The organism is Dietzia sp. DQ12-76, assembly GCF_014145045.1.
Lineage (GTDB): Bacteria > Actinomycetota > Actinomycetes > Mycobacteriales > Mycobacteriaceae > Dietzia.
The window spans coordinates 1-2,625 of the sequence record NZ_JAALDV010000493.1 but is presented as its reverse complement, the minus strand read 5'-3'; the positions used below and the strand labels follow the sequence as shown (position 1 = coordinate 2,625).

Here is a 2,625-nt window from a genome sequence, read left to right as displayed (position 1 = left end):
GGCCGCGGCCAGTGCCAGCAGGGGATCCGGTTCGTCGTCGACCGGGGGCAGGGCGCACCCTCCGGCGAGCGCCAACCCGGTGGCGACCGCGGTCACGGCGACGAACCGTCGGCGCGACACGGGGGCGGTGAAGGAATCGGGCACCCCGACATCCTGCCAGGGCCCGTCGGTAGCCGGTCCCGGGGGCGGTACAGTGATCCGGCCCGTCCGCAACCCGGATCGGCACCCACCAGCCGCGACGCCAGGAGCACAGTGATCGTCCCCGAGCCCGACAGGGCGCACATCCGCAGAGCGGTCGTCGACCGCGGACTCGAACTCGAGGAGATCCGGGAGGACTCCCGGGCGGCCGACTGGCACGTCACCGTCGTCGTGGCCGGCGACTCCGGTGTGACCCTGGACGATCTCGCGAGCCTGTCGACCGATCTCGATGCCGTCGCCGAGCAGTGGGGGGCACCCGACCAGGCGGTGACGTTCGAGGTGACGAGCCGCGGCGTGGACGCCCCTCTGGAGGCTCCCCGGCACTGGAGACGGGCACGCGGACGCCAGGTCGACCTGACCTACGTCGAGGGGGTCGGCGGTCCGGCCCGTGGGCGGATCGGTGACCTCGACGAGGAGAACGGGACCGTACGGCTGGTCTCGAGGTCGGGTCGTGGGATGCGTGTGGACTCGGTACCGTTGGACGGCGTGGCACGCGCTGTGATCCGGGTCGAGTTCCGTCCCGCTCCGGAGGACGAACTCGCCCTCCTGTCGGAGCCCGCGAACCCCGGACGTGGCGGGCGAGAAGGAGAAGACAGTTGAACATCGACATGGCGGCGCTGAACATGTTGTCCCAGGAGCGGGAGATCCCGTTGGACGACCTGGTGCGGACCCTCGAGAACGCCCTGCTCACCGCGTACAAGCGCACCGAGGATGCGCACCGAGTCGCGAGGATCCAACTCGACCGGAAGGCCGGGACCGTCACCGTGATGGCCGCCGAGGTCGACGAGGAGGGGAACCGGATCGGCGAGTTCGACGCCACGCCCTCCGATTTCGGCCGGGTGGCGGCGGCGACGGCCCGGCAGATCATCCTCCAACGCCTGCGGGAAGCGGAGACCGAGCGGATCTACGGCGACCTCGTGGCCCGCGAGGGCGAGGTGGTCAGCGGGGTCATCCAGTCGGACTCACGCGCGAACGCCCGAGGGATCGTCGTCGTGCACATCGGACCCGAGAACGGAGGGACCGAGGGCACCATCGCTCCGGCCGAACAGGTCCCCGGCGAGACCTACGAGCACGGTGCGCGCATCAAGTGCCACGTGGTGGGGGTCCACAAGGGTCCGCACGGTGCCTCGGTCTCGCTGTCCCGTACCCACCCCGACCTCGTCCGTGGCCTGTTCGCCCTGGAGGTCCCCGAGATCGGCGACGGTTCGGTCCGGATCTCGGCGATCGCGCGCGAGGCCGGCCACCGGACCAAGATCGCGGTGGAGACCACCGTGTCGGGCCTCAACGCCAAGGGCGCGTGCATCGGGCCCAACGGCGCCCGCGTACGGGCGGTGATGTCGGAACTGAACGGCGAGAAGATCGACATCGTGGACTTCGACGAGGACCCGACGGTCTTCGTCGGCAACGCGCTGTCGCCTGCCAAGGTGATCTCCGTGACCGTGGCGGACGCCGAGACCAGGGCGGCGCGGGTCGTGGTCCCCGATTATCAGCTCTCACTCGCGATCGGCAAGGAGGGTCAGAACGCCCGCCTGGCCCATCGCCTGACACAGTGGCGGATCGACATCCACAGCGACGCGGAGTGACCTCCGGCGCGTGCGCGGTCCACGCGGTCGGGCGCGCCGTTAGTCTCGAGGGTCGACGACCTGTAGACTCATCTGATGTCACAGTGACTTCACGTTCACCCACTCGCGTGGGGGTGCGGTGAGAAACCGAGGCGGCCTCATGCAGGTGCGACACGACCAGCAGCAGGGCGCGGCCGAGGTGCGGGGTCCGGTTCGGACCTGCGTCGGCTGTCGCCGCCGGGATTCAGATTCCCGGCTCCTGCGGATCGTCCTCGATCCACGGGCGGCAGCCCTCTCGCCGGACCCCGCCCGGCGAGCGGTCGGACGGGGAGCCTGGGTGCACCGTGACCAGCGGTGCATCGCGACAGCACTCGACCGCAAGGCCTTCACGAGGTCACTGCGGGTCACCGGGAACGTGTCCCACGACGCGATCTCGGAGGTGCTCGAGACGCTATCGTCGTGAGCACGAGACCACCCGTCGGCCGCATGGGCCGATCGGGGGAGCACATGAGAAGGAACGGACCAGACACGATGAGCACACCGTGAAGCTCCAGCGATGAACGTCCATCGAATGTAGACCGAGGTCGCGCGGCCAGCCCTGCCGTGGAGACCTCGCAGTGAGGAGAGCAGTGGCAGGCAAGCCCCGTGTACACGAACTGGCAAAAGAGTTCGGTATCACCAGTAAAGAACTTCTGACGAAACTCCGCGATCAGGGGGAGTTCGTCAAATCCGCGTCCTCGACCCTCGAGGCGCCGGTCGTCCGTCGCCTCCGCGAGTCGCACGCACCGGCGGGCGGTGGATCCGACGCCGCGGCCTCGACGCCCGGCACGGGTGGGTCGACGGCACCCAAGCCCGGCGGGACCTC

The 2,625-nt window shown here is 69.6% G+C and carries 4 protein-coding genes; all 4 read left to right on the top strand.

The features are described 5' to 3' along the window. Positions 1-252: 252 nt before the first annotated feature. Complete coding sequence (gene rimP / locus G6019_RS15390; RefSeq protein ID WP_182613124.1) at positions 253-798, top strand: ribosome maturation factor RimP; 546 nt, start codon at positions 253-255, stop codon at positions 796-798. Then, positions 795-1,781, top strand: a complete 987-nt coding sequence (nusA, locus tag G6019_RS15385) for a transcription termination factor NusA (RefSeq protein WP_107756615.1) — start codon at positions 795-797, stop codon at positions 1,779-1,781. The genes rimP and nusA overlap by 4 nt, the downstream gene beginning before the upstream one ends. A 139-nt stretch (positions 1,782-1,920) precedes the next feature. After that, entirely contained in the window at positions 1,921-2,223 is a 303-nt protein-coding gene (locus G6019_RS15380) for a YlxR family protein (RefSeq protein ID WP_107756614.1), read from the top strand. A 166-nt stretch (positions 2,224-2,389) separates the two neighbouring features. Next, the coding region (locus tag G6019_RS15375; RefSeq protein WP_182627965.1) for a translation initiation factor IF-2 N-terminal domain-containing protein at positions 2,390-2,625 on the top strand (236 nt) is incomplete at its 3' end.

Excerpts from the sequence above, each read along its gene's own strand:
- G6019_RS15380 (WP_107756614.1), top strand. The coding sequence starts at position 1,921 with ATGCAGGTGCGACACGACCAGCAGCAGGGCGCGGCCGAGGTGCGGGGT.